Raw genomic sequence first — 24,951 nt, forward strand, 5'->3', positions numbered from 1 at the left:
CCTGACACCCTGACGCTACTCATGCCCCTGGCTTGTCGCCATACCAACGTGGCGTATACACCCAGTCGCCACCTTCAGCGCGCGGAAATACGCAGGTGGTGGAAGAGCCGATCAGCACCATGGTACGCATGTCCACCTGGTCTGGGGTCAGTTGCCCGAGCGTGGTGACGCGCAGGGTCTGGCCTGGTCGACCGATGTCACGCCCCAGGACCACCGGAGTGTCCGCTGTACGATGTTGTGCGACGATTTCCAGCGCCCGCCCCAGTTGCCATGGACGGGAACGAGAGATCGGGTTGTAGAACGCCAGGGCCAGGTCGGCCTCGGCCGCCAGGTCCAGGCGTTTCTCGATGATCGACCACGGCTTGAGATTATCCGACAAGGACATCACGCAGAAATCATGGCCCAGCGGCGCGCCGGCCTGGGCCGCCGTGGCCAGGGAGGCCGAGACGCCCGGCAGGATTTGCAGGTCGACGTTGTGCCAATCGGCATTGGTCGATTCATGCAGCGCCTCCAGCACGGCGGCAGCCATGGCGAATACGCCAGGGTCACCGGATGACACCACCACCACCGACCGGCCCTGAGCCGCCAGTTCGAAGGCATGTCGGGCGCGCTGCATTTCTTCGCGGTTGTCGGTGCAATGCTGCACCTGGTCGGCTCGCAAAGGCCCGGCCATGCGCACGTAAGTCTCGTAGCCGAGCACATCGTTGGCGCGATCGAGTTCGGCACGCACGGCCGGGACCATCAACTCTGCCGCTCCAGGGCCAAGGCCGATCACCGCCAGACGTCCGCGCGCACGGCCAAGCTGCAGCGGGTCGACGGGCCGCTCAGCCACGGCGATGACCACACCGCCCATTCGTTGCAACGAAGCCGGTTGGCCCAACGCATCATCCAGCCATTGCTCACTGTCATCACTCGCCTGGGCGAAGCGCAGCGGCACGCCCAGCGCCAGCGCGGCGTGGTGCAACTCGACGCGGGCCATGTCATTGTCCGCCGCCAGCAGGCAGGCCAGAGATTGCCCGGCGAGGCCGGCTCGGTGCAGCGCGTCGCTGACCGCAGTCGACACGTCCGGCGTGCCGGCACTCACCGCGACCACCACATTGCGCGGATAGATCCGCAATTCATCCGGCGCAGGCACACCCGCGGCGCTGTCGATGCGTATCGCCAACCGTGCCTGCGCATCCTGGGGCAACTGCGCCTGGTCCAGCCACGGCGCCGCGCCTTCGACCCGCACCGGCTCGCCGGCCAGCAGGTCGGACACGAAGCGTTTGCCCTGCTCCAGATCGCCCAGGCTGTAGCCGCTCGGTGGATTGAGCAGGCAGGTGCCAAAACGCAACTCGCCGCTGGTGGTGATCGCCGGAACGACTTGCAGCGCTGTCGCGATTTCCCGGGCCATCACATTCACGCCGCCCAGACCGCCCAGCAGCGGCACCACGGCGCTGCCATCCTCGGCCACCGCCAGCACCGGCGGCTCGACGCCTTTTTCCAGCAACAGCGGCGCGAGGGTGCGAATGACGATGCCCGCCGCGCACAGCGCAATGATCGGCGTGTCCAGTTGATAGAGTTCGCGCAACGTGGTGCCGAATTCAAGGTATTGCCGATCGCCCTCCACCCGCCCGACGAGGCCATGGATCAGCGCATCGGGATAGCACTGCTGGATTCGTCGGGCCGTCGCAAGGCTGCCCGGGCCGAGGATGACAATTGCCGCCGGTTTCCTCATCCCTGCCACCGCTCGCCCGGGACGATGATCAGCGAGAAGTACGGCGAAGACATCGGCTCGACTTCATCCAGCGGCACGATTTTCTGGTTGGCCATGGTCGCGCGCTCGACGTACAGCGCCCGTCCGTCCATACCCAGTTCCTCAAGCACCTGCCGAACCTTGGGGAAGTTGCGCCCCAGCTTCATGATCACCGCCGCATCGGCGTCGGCCAGCCGACGCTTGAGATCGTCGTGGGGCAGGACGCCGGAGAGCACCGACAGGCTCTGGTTGCGATAGACCAGCGGGGCTCCCAGCACCGAGGCACCACCGAGCATCGAACACACGCCGGGAATGACCTCGGCCTCGTAGCGCTCGGCCAGGCGATCGTGCAGGTACATATAGGAGCCGTAGAAAAACGGATCGCCCTCGCAGATCACCGCCACGTCGCGACCGGCATCCAGGTGCACGGCCAGTTGCTCGGCGGCGGTGTCATAGAAGTCGGCGATAACTTCTTCGTAGGACAACGGCGCCGGCAGCACTTCGGTGGTGACCGGGTAGACCAGTGGCAGCAAGGTCTGCGCGTCCTGCAGATGGGCCTCGATGATGCCGAAGGCGTTGCCCTTCTTGCCCTTGGCGACGAAGTACGCCACCACCGGCGACTCCCGCAGCAGGCGCAAGGCCTTGACCGTGATCAGTTCCGGGTCACCCGGCCCGACGCCGAGGCCGATCAAGCGTCCAGGCTGCTGCATCATTCAACCTCCGTGGCGAGGGCATTGACGGCGGCGGCGGCCATGGCGCTGCCGCCCAGGCGGCCTTGCATGATCACGAACGGCACGCCACGGCTGTCGGCCGCCAGCGCGGCCTTGGACTCGGCGGCGCCAACAAAACCCACCGGGAAGCCAAGGATCAGGGCCGGTTTCGGCGCGCCGGCATCGAGCATTTCCAGCAGATAGAACAGCGCGGTCGGTGCGTTGCCGATGACCACGACGCTACCTTCCAGATGTGGACGCCACAGCTCCAGCGCGGCCGCCGAGCGAGTGTTGCCCAGCTCGCGGGCCAAGGCTGGCACGCTGTCGTCGCGCAAGGTGCAGATCACCGGATTGTTGGCCGGCAGGCGCGCCCGGGTCACGCCCTCGGACACCATCCGCGCATCACACAGGATCGGCACACCGGCCGCCAGTGCCTGGCGCCCCGCCGCGCCTGCGCCTGCGGAAAACTGCAGGCCATCGACCGCCTCGACCATGCCGCAGGCGTGGATCACCCGCACCGCGAGTTTTTCCAGATCGGCAGGAATGCGCGCCAGGTTCGCCTCGGCGCGGATGATCGCGAAGGAGTTGCGATAGATCTCCTGACCGTCGCGGATGTAATCAAGCATCAAGGGGGCTCCGGGGATGAGCGTCGAGCCAGTGGCCGAGCGCTTCGATTGTCAGATTGTGTGCTTGCAGCGCGCCGAAACCCGGCAACGCGGCATCACGAAAATAGAGGTCATAACGACCGGGGGCGACCGCCAGCAACGTCGCCGGGGCGATGTGGGCGGCCGCGCACGATCGCTGGCAGCCGGACAGATGAATGCTCAAAGCCTGGCCCCGACGTTGCAGCAGATCCGCCAATTGGCGGGCATCGCCCTTGGTGTCGGCCAGGCCTTTGCCACAGCCACTGGAGCCGGTGCAGGCGATGAGTTGCGCCAGGGAGTGATCGAGCGAACACAACAGGCCTAGCGCGTCGAGCTGCGTCAACACGGCATCCGCATCCTCGCGGCGCACGTTGGGCAGCAACAGGCTTTGCCAGGGAGTGAAGCGAAGATTGCCGTCGCCCTTCTCCCGCGCCAACTGCGCCGCGCCGCGCAGCATGACCGTATCAAGCCGGCCGAGGGGCGCCGCCGCGCCGACATAGACCCGTTCGTCGTGCTGGGAGTGAATACCGATGTGCAAGCCGCCGGGCGACGCACTCCGCCGCCAGTCAAGGCAAGGTTGCAGCGGCACGCGGCCGGTCAACCGGGTCATGAGTTCATCCACGGCACCTTCAGCCAGCAGTTGGCGCATGCGGTTCTGGTCCGGGCGGGCCAGTTCGAGAAATAGCTCCAGCACCGCTACCACCAGGGCATGCCCTTGGGCCAGGGGCACCTTGCCCGCCGGCGTGTCCAATGGCGAACCGGCCAGGCCAAAGGCAAGCCAGGGCTCGCCGTGCTGGACAAGCGCCGAAAGCCACAGGTCATGATGATGCTCGAGCATCGCCAAGGCTTCGCCACCGTCCAACTGCACGGCGAACTTGGCCGAGAGTTCGTGGAAGCGCTCATGGGTTTGCAGGGTGAAGAGGATCTGTGCCGCCAGCGGACGGGTGTCGAACAGCATCTGCCGGTCGATGCCCGCCGAAGGGCTGAGCATCAGGTTGCGCACGTCATCGCCGGCCGTCGTGCGCGGGCCAAGCCCGGCGGCCAGCAACGGCTCGATCAACGCGTCCGGCTCAGGGCCGATACCGCGGATCTGCAAGTTGCCGCGGTTGGTGGCCTCGATCACGCCCCCGGCGAACTGCTCGGCCACCCACGCGACGGTTTCGGCCTGATCCGCGTGGATGACGCCGCCATCAAGCTTGATTCGGCAGATTCCTCCGTCCAGTGCCTGGACGACACGCAGCAACCCCGGACAACCCGAGGGGCGAATGACGTTGGAAGATGGACGTTCGTTCAAGGCAGGACCGGTAAATAGGAAACGCCGCAGCGGCGACAGCCGCCATTATGCCTGCTTTGCCTGCGGTCATGAAAAGCTTGCCGGTCGGATTGCTGATGGTGGGCACATAAATCCCATTGTCACCGCGAATCCCCTGTGGGAGCGAGCTTGCTCGCGATAGCGGTCTGTCTGAAAAGCTAATGTTGAATGTAACGCCGTCATCGCGAGCAAGCTCGCTCCCACAGGGGATGGTTCACGTCAGATCCGTCGAGGCACGGTATGATGGCGACCCGTTTCGCGACTGCACAAGCGTGGCGATCAACCCATTTATTCGAGGAACAGAGATGACCCCCTGGCTGACCGTAGTGGGCATCGGTGAAGAAGGCTTCAAGGGCCTGGGCCGAACGGCTCGCCATGCCTTGCTGCGGGCGTCGCGGATTCTGGGCAGCGCCCGTCAGTTGGAACTGCTGCCGCTGTGTATCCGCGGCGAGCGGGAGCTGTGGCCCAGCCCATTCTCCCTGGAACCGCTGCTGGCTCGACGGGGCGAGCCGATGTGCGTGCTGGCCAGTGGTGATCCGATGTTCTATGGCGTCGGCGCCAGCCTGGCGAAACAGCTGCCGGCCGAGGAAATGCAGGTCATCCCCGCGCCATCCTCCTGCTCGCTGGCGGCGGCGCGCATGGGCTGGCCGTTGCAGGACGCGGTCACGCTGTCGCTGGTGGCCCGCCCCCTGGCGGCGCTCAATGCCCACTTGTCGAGTGGCGTCAGGCTGTTGCTGTTGAGTAACGACCGCCACAGCCCCGGCGCCGTGGCGACACTGCTGCGCGAGCGCGGATTCGGCCCGAGCGCCATGACCGTGCTGGAGCATTTGGGCGGTGCGGCAGAACGAAGGATCGACGGTTGCGCTGCGCACTGGTCCGATGAAGCCGGCGCCGACTTGAACCTGATTGCCATCGAATGCCGGGCCGATCCGTCGACACAGCGCCTGTCACGCCTGGCCGGCCTGCCGGACACTGCTTTCGAACACGACGGCCAGCTGACCAAGCGCGACGTGCGCGCCGTCACCCTGGCCCGCCTCGCCCCAACCCCCGGCGAGCTGCTCTGGGACGTCGGCGCCGGCAGCGGCTCGATCGGCATCGAATGGATGCGCGCCCACCCCAGTTGTCGAGCCCTGGCCATCGAAGCCGACGAAGGCCGCCAAGCCTTGATCGAACGTAACCGCGACACCCTTGGCGTGCCCGGCCTCCAATTGATTCGTGGCAGCGCCCCGCAGGCGCTGGAGAACCTGGAGCGTCCGGACGCGGTGTTCATCGGTGGCGGCGTCACCCGCGAAGGCGTGCTTGATGCCTGTTGGGCCCGGCTCAAGCCTGGCGGTCGGCTCGTCGCCAATGCCGTGACCCTGCAAAGCGAGATGACACTGATGAGTTGGCGCGAACGCCACGGCGGTGAGCTGACCCGCATCCATGTCGCCCAGGCCCAGCCTTTGGGCGAATTCGATACCTGGCGCCAAGCCTTGCCAATCACCTTGCTGGACCTGACGAAACCTCTCGATGCGTGACGAAACCGCCGAGCAACCCGCCCCCCTGCGCAGCGGCCTGACCACCGGCAGCTGCGCCACCGCCACCAGCCTGGCGGCGGCGCGATTGCTGCTGTGCGGCACCGAGGCCGATGCCGTGGAAATCGTCCTGCCCAAGGGCAAGCAGGTGCAGATGCGCCTGGAGTTCTGCCGGCTGACCGAGCAAGGTGCCGAGGCCGGAACGATCAAGGACGCCGGTGATGACCCGGACGTGACTCATGGCGCGCTGTTGTTTTCCCAGGTGCGCCTGATCGCCGAACCTGGCGTGCGTTTTGTTGCCGGTCGTGGCGTCGGCACGGTGACGCGACCGGGACTGGTCCTGGCTGTCGGTGAGCCGGCGATCAACCCGGTGCCGCGCAAAATGATCAACGATCACCTGGGTCGCCTGGCCGATGAAAACGGTTATGCCGGAGGGTTCGAAGTCACGGTCAATGTCGAGGGCGGCGAAGCCCTGGCGCTGAAAACCATGAACCCGCGACTGGGTATCCTCGGCGGTCTGTCGATCCTCGGCACCAGCGGCATCGTCCGACCGTTTTCCTGCGCCGCCTACATAGCGTCGATCCACCAGGGCATCGACGTGGCGAAAACCAACGGCTACCTGCACATCGCCGCGTGCACCGGCAATGCCAGCGAAGACACCATGCGCCGGGTCTACAACCTGCCGGAAATCGCCCTGATCGAAATGGGCGACTTTGTCGGCGCCGTGCTCAAGCATGTGCGCAAGGTGCCGGTGGAAAAGCTCAGTCTTTGCGGCGGCTTCGGCAAGATCAGCAAACTCGCCGCCGGGCATATGGACCTGCACAGCCGCCACTCAAGCATCGACCTGCCACAATTGGCCGAATGGGCGGCGGCGATCGGTGCCGATGAGACGTTGCAGCACGACATTCGTCAAGCCAACACCAGTCAGCAAGCCCTCGCGATGGCCAGCGCCGTCGGCATCGCCCTCGGTGACGCCGTGTGCGAGCACGCCCTGGCATTCGCTCGCAGCGTGGTCCCGGCCCAGGTCCAGATCGAAGTCTTCGCCATCGACCGCCAGGGCGGAATCGTCGGCCACGCTGGAGCCTTGAAATGAAACGCATCCTGCTCCTCGGTGGCGTCACCGAGGCCCTGGCCATCGCTCGCACGCTCGGCCCCGAACACATCTACAGCCTGGCGGGCATCGGTCGCGTCCCCACCGACCTGACCTGCCAGGTGCGCGTCGGCGGCTACGGCGGCGCCGAAGGCCTGGCGCAATTCATTCGCGCCGAGGGCATCGACCTGCTATTGGACGCAACCCACCCCTACGCCGCGCAAATCAGCTACAACGCCGCCCGTGCCGCCCGCGCCTGCGCCATCCCCTGCTGGGCCCTGCGCCGTCCGGCCTGGCGCCCACGGGCCGACGATGACTGGCGCGAAGTGGCCGACTGGGACGAACTGATCCAGGCCTTGCAGCCTTTCCACCGCCCCTTGTTCACCCTCGGCCGTGAGCCGCTGCAGCATCTGCATGAAATTCCCGCCGAACAGTTCTGGACCCTGCGAGCACTGGACGTTTACCCCGGCAACGAACGCTGCGAAGTCATCGGCGCCCGTGGGCCGTTTCATATTGACGGTGAACGCGAACTGTTCGAACGGCGACAAATCGATGTGCTGGTCAGCAAGAACAGCGGCAGCACGGCCACCGAGCCGAAGCTGGAGGTGGCCCGGGAGCGGGGAGTGCCGGTGCTGGTGTTGAAGCGGCCGGTGTTGGCGGGGGTGGATCGGGAGTTTGCAGCGATCAATGAGGTGCTGGACGCTTTATCCGTACCCAACGGCTTTTGAACTCAGCAGATCAGCGAGACATTTCTCACAGGTTTTCCAGACGCAGCCGGCTGTTTCGTCCAAGACGTTCAACTCTATAGTTCCGCTCCTTGATACCCACCGCAGCGTCTGGCAGTCATCAAGCATGAGCGATGCGTCTCGCGCCTGGAAAAGCGCTGCTTGCCACAGCGTATCCCAAGGAATACGATCCAATGATCGAATTTGTACAGTCCCGAATCTTCTCAAGCTGGCTTGACGGTTTGAGAGACGTCACAGGGAAAGCTCGCATCATTGCCAGGATTCGATCTGCTGAGCATGGCAATCTGGGTGATTGCGAACCGGTCGGCAACGCAGTGTATGAGATGCGCATTCACTCGGGCCCAGGCTACCGAGTGTATTTTGCCCGTCGAGATTCCGTGCTTTACCTGCTGCTTGCGGGAGGTGATAAGTCAACTCAGAAACGGGACATCAAACGCGCTGTTCAAATAGCGCAAGCCATGGGTGATGAGGAGTGAATCATGACCGCAGAATTCACACGTTTCGATGCAGCCAGCTACCTCAAGACGCCGGAGGAGATGGCCGCTTATCTGGATGCCTGTTTTGAAGAAGATAGCGGTGACGGCGCACTGGTTCGCGCAGCTCTCAACGATATCGCCAGGGCAAAAGGCATGACGCAGATCGCCCGTGATGCCGGGCTCGGGCGAGAGAGTCTTTATAAAGCCCTGGGCAGTGCGGGCAATCCAGAATTCACAACTATCATCAAAGTCATGAAAGCTCTGGGCTTGAAGTTACGAGCGACGACCATTTGAAGATCCATTGCTACTGTTAACACCAGCCCTGCGACCCTACACCGCACGTGGCCTTTTTACTTCTCGACACCGATCAGGCTAAATACCGCCACCTGATCGCCCAACCGAGCGGATTGCCCCATGTCCCGACAACGGCTTGCATTTGCCTGGATCGCCTGCTTCGCAGTGCTGTTCAACATGCTTGCCATGCCGCTTTCCAATAGCGCCGGTGCAGCCGCCAGTACGCCAGCGGAACAAATGCTGTGGGGCAGTTTCTGCTCATCCAGCGGTACGAAGATGCTGGCGGTTTCCCTGGGCAAGCTGGAACAAGGCACGCCACAGAAAGACAATCACTCGACGATGCAGCATTGCTGGTGCTGCTCAGGCCCGGCGCCGCTGATGGCGCTCGGCGGGCACGCCCCGCAGTTGTATCTGGACGCACAACGGGCCGATCGCGGTACGGCCCACGCAACGCTCGACAGCCCGACCCCGCGCCAGCAATGGCCCAGCCTCAACCCCCGTGCTTCGCCTCTGGCCTGATTCTTCCCGCATGAAACTGCGTCCTGAATCGTTCCGGAGAATTGCCATGTTGAACCGACTCATCCTGCTGGCCGCCCTGCTGCTCCCGGTTGGCTTCGCCCAGGCTCACCAGTACCAGGCCGCCGAGCTTGAAATCGCCCACCCGTGGTCCCAGGAGTTGCCACCCAACGCGCCAACCGTGGCCGCGTACTTCGTGATTCACAACGGCGGCGCCACCGCCGACAAACTGCTCGGCGTCGACTCGCCGATTGCCGGCAAGGCCGAGCTTCATGAACATGTGATGCAAAACGACCTGATGAAAATGCAACCGGTGCCCGTCGTTGCCATCGCCCCCGGTGCGACCGTCACCTTCGCGCCGATGGCCTATCACGTGATGTTGCTGGACCTGAAGGACCGTAGCTTGCTCAGCGACGGCAAACGTTTCCCCATGACCCTGCATTTCGAAAAGGCCGGGGACGTGACGGTGGATGTCGCGGTGCAGAAAAAAGCACCCGACGGCACCCAGACACACCAGCACGCCCAGTAGACGTAGCCGCCTATGCAACCTCGTCGCGCCAGCCCATCCAAGCACCGCCGTCAGCCCATGAGCCTGACACGCGGCAGCTGGATCAGCCTGTTCGCCATGCTGATGATCTTTATCGGACCACTGGTTTCCCAGTCGATGCCGATGGATCAGCGCATGTCCATGCCTGTGTCCGTGAGCATGGATATGGAAATGAGCATGGACATGCCGGTGCACGAAGCGCCGGCCACCGAGCACTGCGCGCCCCAGAGCGAACACCACGCGTTGTGGGAAAAATGCGGTTATTGCAGCCTGCTGTTCAACTGCCCGGCGCTGCCTGGCGGCCACATATTCGCCGTCTTCGATACCCCTCCCAGCCATACCTACACCAGCCCTTCCCCGCGCCTGGGTCATGCCCGGCCGACGTTCTTTCCGGGCGCCCGCACCCGCGCACCGCCCCTCGACGCATAAGCCCGCACCTGCTCACCCGGTCGCAAAGGACAGCCCAACGCTGCCCTGGACACGGATGAGTGCCTGACGACGCAGGCAAGACCTGACACCTGACCTTGTGGCGAGGGAGCTTGCTCCCGCTCGGTTGCGTAGCAACCGCAAAAACCAAGGGCCGCTGCGCAGCCCAGCGGGAGCAAGCTCCCTCGCCACGGGGTCTGTGTTTAGTCAAGGCTCACCTGCTATCGGCTGCCCGGCAGCCGCACAACATGACAACCGAATTTGCCCTGCGGAGCGCTTTGCAATGAGCCAACCGAAACCCAATTTCTACAACCTGGCCTGGCGCTGGCATTTTTATGCCGGGCTGTTCGTGGCGCCGTTCATGGTGATGCTGGCCCTGACCGGGATCATCTACCTGTTCAAGCCGCAACTCGATCCATTGATGTACGGCAACCTGCTGAACGTACCGGCCGGGCATCACAGCCTGGCGGCGGACGACCTGCTCAAGCAGGTCCGCCAGGCCTACCCCGAAGGCCAGGTCAAACAGTACCTGCCGCCGATCAACGCCGAGCGCAGCGCGCAATTCGTGGTGGTCGACAAGGGCCGGGAGCTGAATGTGTTCATCGACCCGTACCACGGCGACGTGCTTGGCGAGCAGGACGCGAAAGACAACCTGCAAGCCATGGCCCGGGCGATTCACGGCGAATTGCTGATCGGCACCGTCGGTGACCGGCTGGTGGAAATGGCTGCCGGCTGGGGCGTGGTGCTGGTGGTTTCCGGACTGTACTTGTGGTGGCCGCGCGGGCAATCCTCGGCCGGCGTGCTATGGCCGCGCTGGAGCGCTCGCGGTCGGGTGTTCTGGCGCGACTTGCACATCGTTGTCGGTTTCTGGGGCGCGGCGTTCCTGCTGGTGATGCTGCTCAGCGGCATGACCTGGACCGGCTTCTGGGGCAAGCAATACGCCGACCTCTGGAACCGCTTCCCGGCGGCGATGTGGAACGACGTACCGAAGTCCGACATCGAGGCCGGCAGCCTCAACAATGCCCACCGCCAGACCGTGCCCTGGGCGGTGGAGAACACGCCAATGCCGATGTCCGGCGACCACGCCGAGCACATGGCCCATGGCGGCAGGCACGAAGGTCCCGCCGCACCCACCGTCAGCCTGCAAGCGGTGCAGGACATCGCCACCGAGCGCGAGGTCGAACCCGGCTACAGCATCACCCTGCCGACGACCGCCTCGGGTGTGTTCACCATCGCCGTGTTCGCCGATGACCCGCGCAACGACGCGACCCTGCACGTCGACCAGTACACCGGAAAAGTCCTGGCCGACGTGCGCTGGGAGCACTACAACCTCGTTGCCCGTGCCACTGAAACCGGGGTGATGCTGCACGAAGGCAAGATGTTCGGCCCGGTGAACCAGATCATCGTCCTGCTGGTCTGCCTGATGATCCTGCTCAGCGCCGTAAGCGGCATGGTGATCTGGTGGAAACGCCGGCCCCAGGGCAAGTTGGGCGTGCCGCCACTACGCCACGACCTGCCGACGTGGAAGACCGGGGTGTTCATCATGTTGGCCCTGGCGGTGGTGTTCCCGTTGGTGGGGGCGTCGCTGGTGGTGGTGTGGCTGCTGGACCGGCTTGTTACCCGGTTCAATCGCCAGCCTGAGGCCGCTTCATCTTCAAGCTGAGAATTGCGCGTTAACGGAAAGCGGCGGGAAAGCTCTACAATCGCGCCCGCCTTTCGAACATAAACACTATCCCTGTGGGAGCGAGCTTGCTCGCGATGGCGGCAGTACTCCAACAATGATGCAAGCTGAACCACCGCTATCGCGAGCAAGCTCGCTCCCACAAGGGACCCGCGCGCCGCCCATGATTTGAGTAAATGCATGACCTCGCTAACCCTCTCCCACCTCGCCTGGACGCCGCTGGGCCATGGCCACTGCCATCACCAGTTCCAACTGCGTGATGCCACGTTGCAAGTGGCTGCCGGGGAGTTTGTCGGGTTGATCGGGCCCAACGGCAGCGGCAAGACCAGCCTGTTGCGCTGCGCCTACCGCTTCAGCCGGCCAGAAAGCGGCGAGGTCAGACTCGAACACCACAACGTCTGGAAACAGCCCTCGCGCTGGTGCGCCCAACGCATCGCCGTGGTGCTGCAAGAGTTTCCCGACGCCTTCGGCCTGACGGTGGAAGAGGTGGTCGCGATGGGGCGCACGCCGCACAAGGGTCTGTTCGATGGTGACAATCCAGAAGATCGCCGACTGGTGCTCCAGGCATTGGAGTCGGCCGGGCTTGCAGGCTTTGGCGACCATGCATTCGCCACGCTCTCGGGCGGTGAGAAACAACGGGTGATCCTCGCTCGCGCCCTGGCCCAGCAGCCGCAGTTGCTGATCCTCGACGAACCGACCAATCACCTCGACCCGCGCTATCAATTGCAGTTGCTGCAACTGATCAAGGGCCTGGGCATCGGCACCCTCGCCAGCATTCATGACCTGAACCTTGCCGCCGCGTTCTGCGACCGCCTGTACGTGATCGAACACGGACGTATCGTCGCCAGCGGCACGCCCAGGGACGTCCTCACTGTCGACCTGTTGCGCGAAGTGTTCGGCGTCGCGGCCCTGGTGGACGAACACCCGCTGGCCGGCTACCCACGAATCACCTGGATAACCCAACCATGATCCTGCGTCCCCTGCTGTTGCTTCCGTTATTGCTGGCAAGTTTGCATGTCCAGGCCGAGGCCAGCCGCTACCCGCTGACAATCCAGAGCTGCAACCGCCAGGTGGTGTTCAACGAGGCCCCTCGGCACGCCGTCAGCCATGACATCAACATGACCCAGATGATGCTGGCCCTGGGGCTCAAGCCACGCATGGTCGGCTACAGCGGCATCAGCGGCTGGAAATCGGTGACGCCGGAGATGGCGAAAATCCTCGATGGGCTGCCAGAACTGGCCGCCAAATATCCCTCGGTGGAAACCCTGCTCGACGCCAACGTCGATTTCTTCTTCGCCGGTTGGGACTACGGCATGCGCGTCGGCGGCGACCTGACTCCGCAGACCCTGCAACCGCTGGGCATCAACGTCTACGAACTGACCGAGTCCTGCGCGTTCGTGATGAAACGCCCGGCAGCCTCGCTGGAGGACACCTACAACGACCTGCGCAACCTTGGGAAAATCTTCGACGTCCAGGATCGCGCCAACGCGCTGATCGCCACGATGCAGGCCCAGGTGGCCGAAGTGCGCAAGCACCTGCCAACCCGACAACCGCGGGTGTTCCTGTATGACAGCGGCGAAGACCGGGCCATGACCTCCGGCCGCCTGGGCATGCCCCAGGCCCTGATCGACGCGGCCGGGGGGCGCAACATTCTGGATGACGTGGACGCCAGTTGGACCCGCGTCAACTGGGAAAACGTGGTGGAGCGTAATCCCCAGGTCATCGTGATCGTCGATTACGGCGAAGTCAGTGCCGAGCAGAAACAGCAGTTCCTGTCGAGCAACCCGGCCCTGCAATCAGTCGATGCGATCAAGCACCAGCGTTTCGTCGTGATCCCTTACGTGCAGGCCACGCCGGGTATCGATAACGTGCTGGCGGTGCAAACCCTGGCGCGGGGTTTCCACGGCCAATGAACGATCGTCGCTATGGTGCACTGCTGCTACTGCTCGGCGCGCTGTTACTGGTGTCGTGCGTGGTGTCGCTGGGTTTCGGGCCGGCGCGGGTACCGGTGGCCGTGGTCTGGGACCTGCTGCTGCACAAGGCCTTCGGTGTCGGCGAGGTGTATTGGACGGCCGGCCAGGAACACATCGTCTGGCTGATCCGCGTCCCGCGCCTGCTGCTCGGGGCGCTGGTAGGCGCAGGATTGGCGTTGATCGGCGCGGTGCTGCAAGCGGTGACACGCAACCCGCTGGCCGATCCGCACCTGCTTGGCGTCACCTCCGGCGCCACCCTCGGGGCGGTCATCGTGGTGTTGCATGTCGGCGAGATCATCGGCTTGCTGACCCTGCCGCTGGCCGCCTTCATCGGCGCGCTGTTGAGTATGTTGCTGGTGCTGGCCATCGCTGCCCGCCAGGGTCGCCTGGAGAGCGATCGCCTGCTGCTGTGCGGCGTAGCGGTGTCGTTCGTGATGATGGCGGCCGCCAACCTGCTGCTGTTCCTCGGAGACCATCGCGCCAGTTCGGCGGTGATGTTCTGGATGCTCGGCGGCCTGGGCCTGGCACGCTGGGAACTGCTCGCGGTGCCAGCCGCCAGCGTATTGCTGGGGCTGGTGTTGCTGCTGGGCATGGCCCGGCCGTTGAACGCGCTGATGGCCGGGGAGCAGACCGCCGTGACCCTGGGGCTGAACGCGGCAAAGGTGAGGCTATGGATTTTCCTGATCGCGTCCTTGATGACCGGCGTACTGGTGTCCATCAGCGGCTCGATCGGTTTTGTCGGGCTGATGGTGCCCCACATCGCCCGACGTCTGGCGGGCGCCGAGCATCGTCGGCTGCTGCCGGCCTGCGTGCTGCTGGGCAGCCTGTTCCTGGTTTGGGTGGACGTGGCGGCTCGCACGCTGATCGCGCCGGAGGATTTGCCGATCGGGGTCGCTACAGCCGCTATCGGTGGGCTGTTCTTTATTGGTCTGATGCGCCGTCGCTGAAAAGATGCTTCCTCTTGTACACGCCGAACAGCTCGGTACCAAGGCCGCCATTTCGAAAATGCTCCAGCTCCGCTCGAACCATAGCAATGACCAATGCCCGGTCCTCGGCTTTCGCAAGATCAAAATTTCCACTGTAGGCGAGATTGACCATTCGCCAGAGGAAGCAGTTGGTACGGTAAACATCCACCGGCTTGAGCCAACGTTCGAGGAGCGCGGTAATTTCCTCACTTCGAATGCCCTCGAAGCACCCGATCGAGTGGTCCTTGTCTGGAATGACCGCATCGACAACCTGGGTATCGGCGTTTAGCCGGTAGCGTGCCGGCAATGCCGAGAACGCTGCATCAGCTGCAATTATTGCCTCAGGCCACAAGCGATTGCCATTGCGCCCCACGGCCTCACCCACACTCCAGAACTCGCCATCGTTTTTCAAACTATGGGAGATAAAGAGCATCACTTTTTCCAGCTCGATCAAATGGTGCAATGCCGAGACGCAGATAATAACGTCCCACTGCTCACCGGTAGGCACCAGGTTATTCGCATCGGCCACGATCAGATCGAGGCCAACCCCTGAAGAAAACTGCTTCGCCGCGATGTGAAGCAGGTCTTCATTGATATCCAGCAGTGACCATTCAACGCCTTCGGGAACAGCCGCCGACAAACCAGCTTCGATCCGCGCGGCACCACTGCAGATCGACAGGACTTTTATTGCACCGTGATCCCTGACTTTCCGACGCAGCCTCGCTTGAAAATCGGGCGGCGTTTGCGGGACGTTCGCCCTCAGCATACGAGTGGCATAGGAGTAGGCGACCTCTCCTTCAAACGGCTCCAGAATCACCATCTCGGACTGGGCACCCTGCCCTTGCGCCGGAGCCAGTCCATTCAATCGGCGAACGTTGCGAGCAACGCCCATGGCCGCTTCACGCTGTCGCTCCTGAACGTTCGAGTAAAACTCGTTCCGGTAGACGCTGCTGAAGTGTGCTATCTCGTTTTTCACGCGCATCCGATGGTGTGTTTTCGCCAGGAGAAGCTTCATCACTCCTTCCCTGGCAACACACAAGTCAGCTATCGCCAACCAGTCGGCTGTAGGGTCATTTTTTGCCCCTGGCCCGCACGTTACCAAGAGACGGCCACGTTTCCCCGCCAACCAGGCCAGATCCAGATCGACCAACCGCCATTCCGACGGCGTAGATCCTCCGCAGATATGAAAGATTCCGAGTGGGTATTCGGCTTGACCTGGATCATCGACAAAAACAACTGAACACGTGAGCCCGTCGACACTGATGCTTGGCAGCGCCGCCGAAAAACGCATGTAGAGTCTGGAATCGGAAAACACATCCAGCGGGCTACTTCGCAGATGTTCCCCGGCGGTGAGAATCAGCGAATATCTCGCTTCGCGCAGATGCGTCACGTGCATCCATTGCGGATGCCCGGCCGGTTTGACTTCAGGCAACACGGCAAATACTGCCGTCTCGTCGAGAAGAAAATAGCTTGCAGCGCCAGAGTAATTCAAACGGTTTTTCCCACTTCGCAATGGCAGAAGAGTCAGCATAGACGGGCGGGCGATAATTTCACCTTGGGTCAACCTCATCCGCGCCCCAATGCGGAGCGCCATCCTGCACCAGCACCAACGATGTGTTCGCTGATGGTGCATCGTCACTTCCCTCTCTCACCGTCGACCCCGCATTTCAAAGCCTTTCCCCGACCGGGCACACCCCTTGCAAAAGCGCTTTCAGCGTTTGCATCTGCCATCCAGAAAAACATAAAGACCACGGAGATCGCACAATGAAGCGTCGTAGCTTGATCAAGGCTTTTACACTCTCGGCAAGCATTGCCGCGATGGGCATGGCCTGGACCGTCCAGGCCGCCGAGACCATCAAGGTCGGCATCCTGCATTCGTTGTCCGGAACCATGGCGATCTCCGAAACGTCCCTCAAGGACATGGCGCTGATGACCATTGACGAGATCAACGCCAAGGGTGGCGTGAACGGCAAGAAGCTTGAAGCGGTGGTCGTGGACCCGGCATCGAACTGGCCGCTGTTCGCTGAAAAGGGCCGCCAGTTGCTGACCCAGGACAAGGTCGCCGTAGTGTTCGGCTGCTGGACCTCGGTGTCGCGCAAATCCGTGTTGCCGGTGTTCGAAGAACTCAACGGCCTGCTGTTCTACCCAGTGCAGTACGAAGGCGAAGAGATGTCGCCGAACGTGTTCTACACCGGCGCCGCGCCAAACCAGCAGGCGATCCCGGCGGTGGAGTACCTGATGAGCGAAGAAGGCGGCAGCGCCAAGCGCTACTTCCTGCTGGGCACCGACTACGTCTACCCGCGCACCACCAACAAGATCCTGCGTTCGTTCCTGCACTCCAAAGGCGTGGCGGACAAGGACATCGAAGAGGTCTACACCCCGTTCGGCCACAGCGATTACCAGACCATCGTCGCCAACATCAAGAAATTCTCGGCCGGCGGCAAGACCGCCGTCATCTCCACGGTCAACGGCGATTCCAACGTACCGTTTTATAAAGAGCTGGCGAACCAGGGCCTGAAAGCCACCGATGTACCGGTCGTGGCCTTCTCGGTGGGCGAAGAGGAACTGCGCGGCATCGACACCAAACCGCTGGTGGGTAACCTGGCGGCGTGGAACTACTTCGAATCCGTGGATAACCCGGCAAATAAGAAATTCGTCGATTCGTGGAAAGCCTACGCCAAGGCCAAGAACCTGCCGGGCGCCGACAAAGCGGTAACCAACGACCCGATGGAAGCCACCTACGTCGGCATCCACATGTGGGCGCAAGCGGTGGAAAAAGCCAAGTCCACCGATGTCGACAAAGTCCGCGAAGCCCTGGCCGGCCAGACCTTCGCCGCGCCGTCGGGCTACACCCTGACCATGGACAAGACCAACCATCACCTGCACAAGCCGGTGATGATCGGCGAGATCCAGGCCGACGGTCAGTTCAACGTGGTCTGGCAGACCGAAGGGCCGATCCGCGCCCAGCCATGGAGCCCGTTCATCGCCGGCAACGACAAGAAGCCTGACTATGCGGTGAAGAGCAACTGAGCCCATGGGTGTCGGTCCGAGGACGACGCTCAGGGCCGACACAACTCCCTGTGGGAGCGAGCTTGCTCGCGATAGCGGACTCACATTCAACATTGATGAAACTGAACCACCGCCATCGCGAGCAAGCTCGCTCCCACATTGTCCGCGTAAGGCGACTCGCTATGCCCACCGCCCTTTACCGCCTCATCCTCGCCCTGGCACTGCTGTTGCCATTGGCGACCCACGCCGGCGAAGCCGAAGACTTCGTCGCCGCCAACCCGTCCCAGCAGGCCAAGCTCCTGGAAACCTGGGCCGCGCAGCCCGACCCGGCGCGCGTCGAGCTGATCAATGCCTTGCAGCAAGGCCAATTGACCATCGACGGCCAGCCAAAGACCCTGCGCCTGAACAACCGTTTGCGCGGGCTGATCGAAACCGCTCTCGCCAGCCACCAGCTACTCGCCGTGGACGCCCGTGTGCGCCTGGCTGCCGCGCAGCAATTGCAAAAAAGTGCCCGCCCCGCGCAACTGGCGTTCCTTGATCGGCAACTGGCCGGCGAGCAGGACGAAGACGTGCATGCCGCACTGAGCCTGGCCCTGGCGAACCTGCAACTGGTCGATGCCAACCCTTCCGTGCGCCTGGCCGCCGTCCGCCTGCTGGGGGAAACCGGCGACCCGCTGGCCCGCACCCGCCTGGAAACGCTGCTCGAACCCGGCGTCGAAACCGATGCCTCCGTGCGCACCGCCGCTGAAACCAGCCTCGGCCAGGTCAAGCGCAAGCTGCTCATCGGCGAGTTGCTGGGCCAGGCCTTCAGCGGCATGTCCCTGGGCTCGATCCTGCTGCTCGCCGCCCTCGGCCTGGCAATCACCTTCGGCCTGCTCGGGGTGATCAACATGGCCCACGGCGAGATGCTGATGCTCGGAGCCTACTCCACGTACGTGGTGCAGATGCTGTTCCAGCGCTTCGCCCCGAACGCCATCGAGTTCTACCCGCTGATCGCCCTGCCGGTGGCGTTTTTCATCACCGCGGCCATCGGCATGGCGCTGGAGCGCACGGTGATCCGCCACCTCTACGGGCGCCCGCTGGAAACCCTGCTCGCCACCTGGGGCATCAGCCTGATGCTGATTCAGCTGGTGCGCCTGGTGTTCGGCGCGCAGAACGTCGAAGTCGCCAACCCGGCTTGGCTCTCGGGTGGGATCCAGGTGCTGCCGAACCTGGTGCTGCCGTACAACCGCATCGTGATCATCGCCTTCGCGCTGTTCGTGGTGGTGCTGACCTGGCTGCTGCTGAACAAGACGCGCCTGGGCCTGAACGTCCGCGCGGTAACCCAGAACCGCAACATGGCCGCCTGCTGCGGCGTGCCCACCGGGCGGGTCGACATGCTCGCCTTCGGCCTCGGCTCGGGCATCGCCGGGCTCGGCGGCGTGGCTTTGAGCCAGATCGGCAACGTCGGCCCGGACCTGGGACAGAGCTACATCATCGACTCGTTCCTGGTGGTAGTACTCGGCGGCGTCGGCCAGTTGGCCGGCAGCGTATTCGCCGCCTTCGGCCTGGGCATCGCCAACAAGATCCTCGAACCGCAGATCGGCGCCGTGCTCGGCAAGATCCTGATCCTTGCGCTGATCATTCTGTTCATCCAGAAGCGTCCGCAAGGCCTCTTCGCGCTCAAAGGACGGGTAATCGACTGATGAACCAGCCCCTGATGCTCACGGCCACACAAAAGGCCGGTCCCAAACTCACCGTTGCCGTCGGCGCGGTGATCCTCGCCGTGCTGCTGAGCCTGCCGTTGCTGTCGTTGCTGGCGGCGGACAATCCGCTGCACGTCTCGGCCTACACGCTGACCCTGGTCGGCAAGATCCTCTGCTATGCCATCGTCGCCCTGGCGCTGGACCTGGTCTGGGGCTACGCCGGCCTGCTCTCCCTCGGCCACGGCCTGTTCTTCGCCTTGGGCGGCTACGCCATGGGCATGTACCTGATGCGCCAGGCCGCCGGTGACGGCCTGCCGGCGTTCATGACGTTTTTGTCGTGGACCGAACTGCCCTGGTACTGGGCCGGCACCGACAGCTTCCTCTGGGCGCTGTGCCTGGTGGTGCTGGCACCGGGTCTACTGGCGCTGGTGTTCGGCTTCTTCGCGTTCCGCTCGCGGATCAAGGGCGTGTATTTCTCGATCATGACCCAGGCCCTGACCTTCGCCGGGATGCTGCTGTTTTTCCGCAACGAGACGGGTTTTGGCGGCAACAACGGCTTCACTAATTTCCGTTCGATACTGGGCTTTGGCATCACCGAGCCGGGCACCCGCGCGGTGCTGTTTTTTGCCACGGTGCTGTTGCTGGTGGCGAGCCTGTTCATCGGTTGGCGCCTGGCCCGCAGCAAGTTCGGACGGGTACTGACGGCCCTGCGCGATGCGGAAAACCGCCTGATGTTCTGCGGCTACGATCCGCGTGGTTTCAAGCTGTTCGTCTGGGTGCTCAGCGCAGTGTTGTGCGGCCTGGCGGGGGCGCTGTACGTGCCGCAGGTGGGCATCATCAACCCCAGCGAAATGTCGCCGACCAACTCAATCGAAGCGGCCGTGTGGGTGGCCCTTGGCGGGCGCGGCACGCTGATCGGACCGCTGCTGGGCGCTGGCGTGGTCAATGGCATGAAGAGTTGGTTCACCGTGGCGTTTCCTGAGTACTGGCTGTTCTTCCTCGGCGCGTTGTTCATTGTCGTGACGCTGTATCTGCCCAAGGGCGTGATCGGCTTGCTGAAGAAAAGGGGCGAATGATGCGAATCACACCCACGGCGGACTTCATGCTCGAACCGATTATTGAGCCCCCTGTCGATGCCAATCGGGACCAGGGCAGCAGCCGCGATGCGATCGGCCTCGGCCAAGCTGCTGGCGTAGGCCTGAACACCCGCCACGGCACCATCCTGACCCTGGAAGACATCAGCGTCAGCTTCGACGGTTTCAAGGCGCTCAACGATCTGAACCTGTACATCGGCGTCGGCGAATTGCGCTGCATCATCGGCCCCAACGGTGCCGGCAAGACCACCTTGATGGACGTCATCACCGGCAAGACCCGACCCAGCCACGGCAAGGCCTGGTTTGGCGAAACCCTGGACCTGACCAGCATGAGCGAAGTGCAGATTGCCCAGGCCGGTATCGGCCGCAAGTTCCAGAAGCCGACGGTGTTCGAAGCCTTGAGCGTGTTCGAGAACCTGGAGCTGGCGCTCAAGACCGACAAATCGGTATGGGCCAGCCTGCGGGCGAAACTGACCGGCGAGCAACATGACCGTATCGGCGAAGTGCTCGAAACCATCCGCCTCGCCGCATCGGTCAATCGCGCCGCCGGGTTGCTGTCTCACGGGCAGAAGCAATTTCTGGAGATCGGCATGCTACTGGTCCAGGACCCGCAACTGCTGCTGCTCGACGAACCGGTGGCGGGCATGACCGACGCCGAGACCGACTTCACCGCCGAGCTGTTCAAATCCCTGGCCGGCAAACATTCGCTGATGGTGGTGGAACACGACATGGGCTTCGTCGGCGCGATCGCCGATCACGTCACCGTGCTGCACCAGGGCAGCGTGTTGGCCGAAGGGTCGCTGGAACAGGTGCAGGACAATGAGCGGGTGATCGAGGTGTATCTCGGTCGCTAGAACGACACATGCTGTTCCCTGTGGGAGCGAGCTTGCTCGCGATAGCGGTAGTTCAGCCTGCACATGTGTTGAATGTGCCGCAGTCATCGCGAGCAAGCTCGCTCCCACAGGGGACTTGAGGAGAGTCTGGAACATGCTGCAAGTCGACAAGCTGCACCAGTACTACGGCGGTAGCCACATCCTGCGGGGCCTGTCGTTCGACGTGAAGGTCGGCGAGGTGACGTGCCTGCTGGGCCGCAACGGTGTGGGCAAGACCACCCTGCTCAAATGCCTGATGGGCCTGCTGCCGGCCAAGGAAGGCGTGGTGAGTTGGGAAGGCAAGGCCATCACCGGCTTCAAGCCGCACCAGCGGGTACATGCCGGCATCGCCTATGTGCCCCAGGGCCGGGAAATTTTCGCTCGGCTGACGGTGGAAGAAAACCTGCTGATGGGTCTTTCGCGTTTCCCGGGTTCCGAGGCCAAGGAAGTACCGGCCTTCATCTATGAACTGTTCCCGGTGCTGCTACAGATGAAGCAACGCCGCGGCGGTGACCTGTCTGGTGGCCAGCAACAGCAGCTCGCCATTGGCCGGGCCCTGGCCAGCCGGCCGCGCCTGCTGATTCTCGACGAGCCCACCGAAGGCATCCAGCCGTCGGTGATCAAGGAGATTGGCGCGGTGATCAAGAAACTCGCGGCCCGGGGCGACATGGCGATCTTGCTGGTGGAGCAGTTCTACGACTTCGCCGCCGAGCTGGCCGATGAGTACCTGGTGATGTCCCGGGGCGAGATCGTCCAGCAAGGCCGCGGCGAAAATATGCAAGTCGAGGGTGTGCGCGGGCTGGTAACGATCTAGTCTTGGCGTCCCGACGATAATCAGAAAATCATGAACCTACCTGTATCGCCATCCGCCCTGTTCACCCCCAGCTGGCACGCCGAGCTGGACTTGGGCTATGCCCGATTCGGCGACTGCACGCGTCCGGTCCAGCGTCGCCACAAGGGTCCATTGCGGGTGCAGAAACACCTGTACGCCGAAGGTCCCGAAGTCTGCCAGCACATCATCGTCCACCCGCCCGGCGGGATTGCCGGCGGTGATCGGCTGGACATCTCGGCCCACGTCGGCCCCGGTGCCTGGGCGCAACTGACCAGCCCCGGCGCGGCCAAGTGGTACCGCGCGGCCAGCCCGGCGTACCAGCAACTGAAACTGAGCGTGGCTGGCGGTGCGACCCTGGAATGGCTGCCTCAGGAAACCATCGTCTTCAGCGCGGCCCAGGCCGAACTCAGCACCTGCATCGATCTGCAGGGCGACGCCCGGCTGTTCTACTGGGACATGGTTGCCCTCGGCCGACCGGCCAGCGGCGAACGCTTCGATCTCGGCCACTTTCAATCGCGGCTGGACATTCGCCGCGACGGCCAATTGTTGTGGCATGAACGCCAACGCATTGTCGGCGGTGACGGCTTGCTCGATTCCCCCATCGGGCTGGGCGGCGACCCGGTGTTTGCGACGTTGCTGGTGACCGGCGAGATCGACAGCGAGCTGCTGGAGCGCTGCCGATCCCTCGGCCATGCCGTGCGCGGCGACCTGACCCAGTTGCCCGGCCTGGTCGTCGCCCGCTGCCTGGCGAGCGAGGCATTACTGGCGCGCGGGTGGTTGATTGAATTGTGGCGCTTGCTCAGGCCCGCGCTGCTCGGACGAGAAGCCGTGCCACCGAGAATCTGGAGTACATGAATCTGCTTTCCTGTGGGAGCGAGCTTGCTCGCGATAGCGATGGAACTTTCAATATTGATGTCGACTGAAACACTGCTATCGCGAGCAAGCTCGCTCCCACAATGATCTCCTGCCACAGGGGATCGGCGTTTACAGCGAAATTATTTATCTGCCCTTACTGGACTGCACATGGACCTGACCCCACGCGAAAAAGACAAGCTGCTGATCTTCACCGCCGGCCTCGTCGCCGAACGGCGCCTGGCTCGTGGCCTGAAGCTCAACTATCCGGAAGCCATGGCCTACATTTCCGCCGCGCTGCTGGAAGGCGCTCGTGACGGCCAGACCGTGGCCGAACTGATGCACTACGGCACCACGCTGCTGAGCCGCGAGCAGGTGATGGAAGGCATCCCGGAAATGATCCCCGAGATCCAGGTCGAGGCGACATTCCCCGACGGCACCAAACTGGTGACCGTCCACCAGCCCATCGCCTGAGGTCGCGGCATGACTTATCACATTCGTGACGCCCGCCCTGCCGACCTGCCGGCGATCCGTGACATCTACAACGATGCGGTCCTCAACACCACGGCGATCTGGAACGAACAGGCGGTGGACCTGGGCAATCGCCAGGCCTGGTTCAGCGCCCCGGCAAAGCCAGGGTTATCCGGTGCTGGTGATCAACGACGCCGAAGGTGACGTGCTCGGCTACGCTTCATTCGGCGACTGGCGGCCGTTCGACGGTTTCCGCCACACCGTGGAGCATTCGGTGTACGTACGCAGCGATCAACGTGGCAATGGCCTCGGCCCGTTGCTGATGAGTGCGCTGATCGAGCGCGCCAGGGCCTGCGGCAAACACGTGATGGTTGCGGCCATCGAGAGCGGCAACACGGCGTCGATTCGCCTGCACGAGCGGGCCAGTTTTGCCATCACCGGGCAGATGCCCCAGGTGGGCACCAAGTTTGGTCGCTGGCTGGACCTGACCTTCATGCAGTTGGTCCTCAATCCCGGGGCGCCACCGCCCGCCATCGACAAGGAGTGATACCGATGAACGCCGCCCAGTTGCGCCGAGTCCACGCTGAAAGCTTCGCGCATTACCGCCAGGGCTTGATTGATCTGCTGCTCGACGCCGTGGGTTATGGCGCCAGCGTGGGGTTCATGGCTGACCTCGATGCCGTCCAGGCCCGCGCCTATTTCGACGAGGTCCAGGCCAGCCTCAACCAGGGCCATCTGCTGCTGTGGGTGGTGGTCAAGGACGAGCAGGTGCAAGCCAGCGTCCAGCTCGCGCTGTGCCAGAAGCCCAACGGCCTCAACCGCGCCGAAGTGCAGAAGCTGCTGGTGCGCGGCGATGCCCGCCGCCGCGGCCTCGGCCAGCAGTTGATGAATGCCCTGGAGCTCGGTGCGCGCCAGCACAAGCGCGGCCTGCTGTACCTCGACACCGAGGCCGGTTCCGAGGCCGAGGCGTTCTACCGCGCCATGGGCTACACCCGCGTCGGCGAACTGCCCGACTACTGCCAGAGCCCGGACGGGACCTACAGCCCGACCGCCATTTACTACAAGACTTTGGGGCAACCGCAATGATTCCAGGCCAGTACCAGGTCCAGCCCGGCGACATCGAGCTCAACGTCGGTCGCCGTACCCTCAAGCTGAACGTCGCCAACAGCGGCGACCGGCCGATCCAGGTCGGCTCGCACTTTCATTTCTTCGAAACCAACGACGCCCTGGCCTTCGACCGCACCGCCAGCCGAGGCATGCGCCTGAACATCCCGGCCGGCACGGCGGTGCGCTTCGAACCGGGCCAGAGCCGCGAGGTGGAACTGGTGGACCTGGCCGGGCACCGGCGGGTGTTCGGGTTTGCCGGGCGGGTCATGGGCGATCTGGACTGAAATGCCTCTGTGGCGAGGGAGCTTGCTCCCGCTCGGTTGCGCAGCAACCGCAAAAAAGCGAGGGCCACTACGTAGCCCAGCGGGAGCAAGCTCCCTCGCCACAATGGACTGCATAC

General features: G+C 63.5%; 26 protein-coding genes and 1 pseudogene. 22 read left to right on the top strand and 5 right to left on the bottom strand.

Going from position 1 to position 24,951, the window contains the following annotated elements:
* Positions 1-19: 19 nt before the first annotated feature.
* Genes cobJ through cobG form a run of 4 tightly spaced genes read right to left on the bottom strand, consistent with a single transcriptional unit; the run spans position 20 to position 4,383 of the window.
* Positions 20-1,717 (bottom strand): precorrin-3B C(17)-methyltransferase, encoded by a 1,698-nt coding sequence (cobJ, locus tag PSH78_RS23360; RefSeq protein ID WP_305497089.1) that lies wholly within the window; start codon positions 1,715-1,717, stop codon positions 20-22.
* Complete coding sequence (locus PSH78_RS23365) at positions 1,714-2,445, bottom strand: precorrin-2 C(20)-methyltransferase (RefSeq protein WP_305501368.1); 732 nt, start codon at positions 2,443-2,445, stop codon at positions 1,714-1,716. The genes cobJ and PSH78_RS23365 overlap by 4 nt, the downstream gene beginning before the upstream one ends.
* The gene (locus tag PSH78_RS23370) at positions 2,445-3,071 is read right to left on the bottom strand and encodes a precorrin-8X methylmutase (protein ID WP_305497090.1); all 627 of its coding nucleotides are present in this window, start codon (positions 3,069-3,071) and stop codon (positions 2,445-2,447) included. The genes PSH78_RS23365 and PSH78_RS23370 overlap by 1 nt, the downstream gene beginning before the upstream one ends.
* Positions 3,064-4,383, bottom strand: a complete 1,320-nt coding sequence (gene cobG, locus PSH78_RS23375; RefSeq protein WP_305497091.1) for a precorrin-3B synthase — start codon at positions 4,381-4,383, stop codon at positions 3,064-3,066. Before cobG ends, PSH78_RS23370 begins: the two co-directional genes overlap by 8 nt.
* 323 nt (positions 4,384-4,706) lie before the next feature.
* On the opposite strand from cobG, the gene cbiE reads away from it, so the two are divergent.
* From cbiE to PSH78_RS23435, 12 genes are all read left to right on the top strand, one after another.
* Positions 4,707-5,918, top strand: coding sequence for a precorrin-6y C5,15-methyltransferase (decarboxylating) subunit CbiE (gene cbiE, locus PSH78_RS23380; protein ID WP_305497092.1), 1,212 nt, complete (start codon positions 4,707-4,709; stop codon positions 5,916-5,918).
* Positions 5,911-7,008, top strand: coding sequence for a cobalt-precorrin-5B (C(1))-methyltransferase (locus tag PSH78_RS23385; RefSeq protein ID WP_305497094.1), 1,098 nt, complete (start codon positions 5,911-5,913; stop codon positions 7,006-7,008). Before cbiE ends, PSH78_RS23385 begins: the two co-directional genes overlap by 8 nt.
* Complete coding sequence (locus tag PSH78_RS23390; protein ID WP_305497095.1) at positions 7,005-7,733, top strand: cobalt-precorrin-6A reductase; 729 nt, start codon at positions 7,005-7,007, stop codon at positions 7,731-7,733. Before PSH78_RS23385 ends, PSH78_RS23390 begins: the two co-directional genes overlap by 4 nt.
* A gap of 191 nt (positions 7,734-7,924) precedes the next feature.
* A complete protein-coding gene (locus PSH78_RS23395) occupies positions 7,925-8,227 on the top strand; it encodes a type II toxin-antitoxin system RelE/ParE family toxin (protein WP_305497097.1) in 303 nt (100 codons plus the stop codon).
* A 3-nt stretch (positions 8,228-8,230) separates the two neighbouring features.
* Positions 8,231-8,521 carry an addiction module antidote protein gene (locus tag PSH78_RS23400; RefSeq protein ID WP_305497099.1) on the top strand — a complete coding sequence of 97 codons (291 nt, stop codon included), beginning with the start codon at positions 8,231-8,233 and terminating at the stop codon, positions 8,519-8,521.
* A gap of 120 nt (positions 8,522-8,641) precedes the next feature.
* Positions 8,642-9,040: a DUF2946 domain-containing protein gene (locus PSH78_RS23405; RefSeq protein WP_305497100.1), complete on the top strand. Its 399-nt coding sequence runs from the start codon at positions 8,642-8,644 to the stop codon at positions 9,038-9,040.
* 46 nt (positions 9,041-9,086) lie between these two features.
* Positions 9,087-9,566 carry a copper chaperone PCu(A)C gene (locus PSH78_RS23410; protein WP_305497101.1) on the top strand — a complete coding sequence of 160 codons (480 nt, stop codon included), beginning with the start codon at positions 9,087-9,089 and terminating at the stop codon, positions 9,564-9,566.
* Between the two features lie 12 nt (positions 9,567-9,578).
* On the top strand, positions 9,579-10,013 hold the full coding sequence (locus PSH78_RS23415; protein WP_370871020.1) for a DUF2946 domain-containing protein: 435 nt from the start codon (positions 9,579-9,581) through the stop codon (positions 10,011-10,013).
* 280 nt (positions 10,014-10,293) lie between these two features.
* Entirely contained in the window at positions 10,294-11,673 is a 1,380-nt protein-coding gene (locus tag PSH78_RS23420; protein WP_305497102.1) for a PepSY domain-containing protein, read from the top strand.
* 198 nt (positions 11,674-11,871) lie between these two features.
* Positions 11,872-12,660 (top strand): ABC transporter ATP-binding protein, encoded by a 789-nt coding sequence (locus tag PSH78_RS23425; RefSeq protein ID WP_305497105.1) that lies wholly within the window; start codon positions 11,872-11,874, stop codon positions 12,658-12,660.
* A complete protein-coding gene (locus tag PSH78_RS23430) occupies positions 12,657-13,604 on the top strand; it encodes an ABC transporter substrate-binding protein (RefSeq protein ID WP_305497107.1) in 948 nt (315 codons plus the stop codon). Before PSH78_RS23425 ends, PSH78_RS23430 begins: the two co-directional genes overlap by 4 nt.
* Positions 13,601-14,611, top strand: a complete 1,011-nt coding sequence (locus tag PSH78_RS23435; RefSeq protein ID WP_305497108.1) for an iron ABC transporter permease — start codon at positions 13,601-13,603, stop codon at positions 14,609-14,611. The genes PSH78_RS23430 and PSH78_RS23435 overlap by 4 nt, the downstream gene beginning before the upstream one ends.
* Here PSH78_RS23435 and PSH78_RS23440 read toward each other — a convergent pair.
* Positions 14,586-16,199: a bifunctional 2-polyprenyl-6-hydroxyphenol methylase/3-demethylubiquinol 3-O-methyltransferase UbiG gene (locus PSH78_RS23440; RefSeq protein ID WP_305497109.1), complete on the bottom strand. Its 1,614-nt coding sequence runs from the start codon at positions 16,197-16,199 to the stop codon at positions 14,586-14,588. The two genes, PSH78_RS23435 and PSH78_RS23440, sit on opposite strands and share 26 nt — an antisense overlap.
* A 194-nt stretch (positions 16,200-16,393) precedes the next feature.
* On the opposite strand from PSH78_RS23440, the gene urtA reads away from it, so the two are divergent.
* From urtA to PSH78_RS23490, 10 genes and pseudogenes are all read left to right on the top strand, one after another.
* Positions 16,394-17,659: an urea ABC transporter substrate-binding protein gene (urtA, locus tag PSH78_RS23445; RefSeq protein ID WP_025211599.1), complete on the top strand. Its 1,266-nt coding sequence runs from the start codon at positions 16,394-16,396 to the stop codon at positions 17,657-17,659.
* A gap of 161 nt (positions 17,660-17,820) precedes the next feature.
* Positions 17,821-19,323, top strand: coding sequence for an urea ABC transporter permease subunit UrtB (gene urtB / locus PSH78_RS23450; RefSeq protein ID WP_305497110.1), 1,503 nt, complete (start codon positions 17,821-17,823; stop codon positions 19,321-19,323).
* Positions 19,323-20,399 (top strand): urea ABC transporter permease subunit UrtC, encoded by a 1,077-nt coding sequence (urtC, locus tag PSH78_RS23455; RefSeq protein ID WP_305497111.1) that lies wholly within the window; start codon positions 19,323-19,325, stop codon positions 20,397-20,399. Before urtB ends, urtC begins: the two co-directional genes overlap by 1 nt.
* Complete coding sequence (gene urtD, locus PSH78_RS23460) at positions 20,399-21,271, top strand: urea ABC transporter ATP-binding protein UrtD (RefSeq protein ID WP_305501373.1); 873 nt, start codon at positions 20,399-20,401, stop codon at positions 21,269-21,271. Before urtC ends, urtD begins: the two co-directional genes overlap by 1 nt.
* 133 nt (positions 21,272-21,404) lie before the next feature.
* Positions 21,405-22,103 (top strand): urea ABC transporter ATP-binding subunit UrtE, encoded by a 699-nt coding sequence (gene urtE / locus PSH78_RS23465; protein WP_305497113.1) that lies wholly within the window; start codon positions 21,405-21,407, stop codon positions 22,101-22,103.
* A gap of 30 nt (positions 22,104-22,133) precedes the next feature.
* Entirely contained in the window at positions 22,134-22,976 is an 843-nt protein-coding gene (locus PSH78_RS23470) for an urease accessory protein UreD (protein WP_305497114.1), read from the top strand.
* Between the two features lie 168 nt (positions 22,977-23,144).
* Positions 23,145-23,447 (top strand): urease subunit gamma, encoded by a 303-nt coding sequence (ureA, locus tag PSH78_RS23475; protein WP_003197350.1) that lies wholly within the window; start codon positions 23,145-23,147, stop codon positions 23,445-23,447.
* Positions 23,448-23,456: 9 nt separating this feature from the next.
* A pseudogene (locus PSH78_RS23480) lies at positions 23,457-23,991 on the top strand (N-acetyltransferase family protein).
* A gap of 5 nt (positions 23,992-23,996) precedes the next feature.
* Complete coding sequence (locus PSH78_RS23485) at positions 23,997-24,530, top strand: N-acetyltransferase (RefSeq protein ID WP_305497115.1); 534 nt, start codon at positions 23,997-23,999, stop codon at positions 24,528-24,530.
* A complete protein-coding gene (locus PSH78_RS23490) occupies positions 24,527-24,835 on the top strand; it encodes an urease subunit beta (protein WP_305497116.1) in 309 nt (102 codons plus the stop codon). The genes PSH78_RS23485 and PSH78_RS23490 overlap by 4 nt, the downstream gene beginning before the upstream one ends.
* The last annotated feature ends 116 nt before the right edge of the window (positions 24,836-24,951 follow it).

This window comes from Pseudomonas sp. FP198 (genome assembly GCF_030687895.1).
In the GTDB taxonomy this organism is placed as follows: domain Bacteria; phylum Pseudomonadota; class Gammaproteobacteria; order Pseudomonadales; family Pseudomonadaceae; genus Aquipseudomonas.